1 protein-coding gene is annotated in these 3,216 nt (G+C 36.9%); it reads right to left on the bottom strand.

Features of this window, described 5'->3' with window-relative positions:
• Positions 1-2,959: choice-of-anchor L domain-containing protein (locus AA089_RS22765; protein ID WP_046759331.1), on the bottom strand; the 2,959-nt coding region annotated here is incomplete at its 3' end.
• Positions 2,960-3,216: the final 257 nt, after the last annotated feature.

Raw genomic sequence — 3,216 nt, 5'->3', positions numbered from 1 at the left:
TTGGTGCTATTCCATCCGCCGTTTCATCGTCGCAAGCATCTAAATTTGTTGGCACTGCGAAAACAGGAAGCGGATTTACTTCAAAACTAAAGTTTCCTGTTTGAATACATCCAAGGAGATTTACAGCTCTTACCCATACAAAGTCACCGTCTGTGGCATTTATAGTGGTAATTGCTCCTGTACCCATTTGAGCTTCTGTCTCTGTTGGGTGATACGTTATGGTAAGACCTACTTGTCCATTTTCAACTACTGTAGTGTGTGTTGTCAAGTCAAATATTTCCATCATGTCCGTTGGATTATTCACATCACAAGCAATCATTGGAGGAATATTGTCTAGGTTTGGAAGTGGATTCACGATCAAAACCAATTCCACGATAGAAGGACAACCAGTCGTATTGTCTTCTACGCGAGCATATACTGATTCTAAAGATGATGTTGATGTGTATAAGCCAATGATTTCAAAAGTTGGATCTTCTGTTTCAGCTGCTAGTTGATTTGTGTAATATCTTACTGAGGCCGATCCTGCCAAAGGACCTAAAATTTCAGCATCCTTTGTGGATAAATCAAATGTTCCTAAACCGTCGGTATCATTTCCATTGGTATCATCACATACGCTGTAGTTTGTTGGCGTTGTAGCTACAATCATTGGGTTTACTAACAAGTCAACCGTAGAGGTCGTATAGCAACCAGTGATTGCATTTTCGACACGAATATGTACCGTTTGCATGTCTGCCATTTCATTTATATATGATGCTGGAAGTGGTGATCCGCCGCCAGCCATAGCTTCTCCTGGCGTAAGGTAGTAACTGATTATCATAGGATCAGCTGAAGTTTGACCTGCTATAATTTCTGCATCGGCTTCTGTCAAAGTAAATCCTACAAATCCATCCGTATCATCATCACATTCTTCCAATGTTGTTGGCGTTACTTGAACAGGTAATGGACTAGGTAGTAAATCAAACATTGTTGTTGCATAACAATCATTTCCGGCTAAAGCACTTTCAATTCTTACATATACTGTTTCTCCTAGAGAGCCTGTATACATTGTTGGCAATGGATTTGTATCCATATCAGCATCATCTTGAGTTGGATGATAGCTGATGTTAAAATCCGCAGCATTTTGAGTTCCTAGAATTGCTGTTTCTTGTGTTGTTAAATCATAATCTTCTGTCCCATTTGCATCTTGGTCGCAAGAAAGCATATCATCAGGCTGATTTGCTATTGGTACAGGATTTACCTGAATATCGAATTGTGATACAGTACTACATTCGGTATTGTTATTATTTTCAATGCGTACATAGATTGTTTCTGGAGCTGTTAAATTTTGATTTTGGTACGTTGTTGGCAGTGGAGCTGCATTATTTAATGCATCATCCATACTACCATGATATGTTATAGTAAATAAAGAAGCGTCTTGCGTTCCTAATACTTGAATATTATTATCCGTTAATACGAAATCTTCCACTCCATCATTTGAAGGGTCATCACAAACGACAACATTTGTCACTGTATTGGCAACAGGTTCTACATATACTTGTAATTCAAAATCAGTTGTTGCAAAACATCCTATTAACGTATTTTCTAACCTTACAAATATGGTTTCTAAACTTGATCCGCTTGTATATAATGTTGGTAATGGATTTGTATTCATTTCGGCATCAGCCAAAGTTGGATGGTAAGTAATGTCAAAATCCGCAGCATTTTGTGTTAGTAAGACATCATTATTTACAAGAGAAAGGTCAAATTCAACATTCGTGATTCCCGCAGGAGAACACGCTAGCAAATCATTTGGTTCGTTGGCTACAGGAACTGGAGCAAACTCAATTGTAATGGTATCGTTTGTACTACAGTTTGCGGAAACCAAAACTTCTACAGAATAAACTCCTGGAGCGCTCACATCCAAGGTAGGGTTTGTTTCCCCTGGAAGAACTACATTATCCAGTGACCAAACATAGGTAGCACCTGCAACTGGGTATGTGGCATCAAGCGTGATTATTTCTCCTTCACAAACAGGATTTCCCGTCGTTATTAATCTGTCATCTCCTAAATCGAAAGAACCAATATCAAAACTTCCTCCTTCTAAAAATACAGCAGAGTCAAACTGTGTATCAAAGAAATCAGAGACTACTAATTTTATTATGTATGTTTGACCTGGAATTACATCCGCTTGTGCCGTTAATGCTACTGTTTGTCCGTCAAAAGCTGTTGACCCATTATTACTTCCTACTGTATCATAAAATTCAGGAAAAGCAAACTGTCCTAATCCTGGTCCACACGTAAAATTGTGAATATTAGTAATACTTGCAGGAATATTTGAGTTGGGTAGTAATGCAATATTTCGTCCACCTAAGTCTAGATTCAATTCAGGAGTTGCTGGATTCGCATCGTGATCGTATAAATTGGAATTAGGAATTCCTGGACCACTTAAAATAAACGCAAAAGTATCTGCAAAAGAACACGGATATGAATTACTTGTAGTGTATTCTTCTGAAGCTAAGATGTATCTAAAACTAATTTGGGTAGATAATGGAACGAAACTAAATTCGATTGCTGTTGCATTTTCTACAGTCCCATTTCCTGTTAATACTTGCAAATCTGGATCACCAGTCCAGTTACCACCGCCACCAAAACTTAGAATTCCTGCGCCATTATTTGGAATTGCTGTTACATTTGAACTACTTAATACAACACCTTCTGGAAAGGGAAAATCTGCAGTTCCACTATCAAAAAAACCATAACTCTCAAAACTCAGATTTGCTCCATTTTGTTCTGATGGCCAGTTATCTGCTCCACTATGATTTGTTACTCTAATATTGTCAGGTTCATTTCCACAAACATTACGAAATAAGACATCTATAATTAGAAATTCTGGATCGAGAGTGTCGTCGACAGTAATTTGTTGTGAGTATACTTGATGCCCTATTAATAGGAGAAGAATAGATAGTATTTTTGTCCTCATAACTATATTTTTGGTGGTTCTTGGTTAATTCTTTTTCATGCTTGTATTCAAATATATTAATAAGAGAAATAATCTGTTGGTTTTTTAACATAAAATCTCTTACGCTATTTGATACGTTATATTTTTTGAAAAAAACCGTTGCGTTAAAGATAGCGACGGTTTTTTTCTATATTCTTTTCTATTTTTTTCTTTCTGTGAAATTTATCTCTTCAACGTAAAATGATTAATAAACTCCTTTGGTGTTCCATCAAATGGAT

It is taken from the genome of Kordia jejudonensis, assembly GCF_001005315.1.
Classification (GTDB): domain Bacteria; phylum Bacteroidota; class Bacteroidia; order Flavobacteriales; family Flavobacteriaceae; genus Kordia; species Kordia jejudonensis.
The sequence above is the reverse complement of the archived record's forward strand: the minus strand, read 5'-3'. Positions and strand labels throughout refer to the sequence as shown.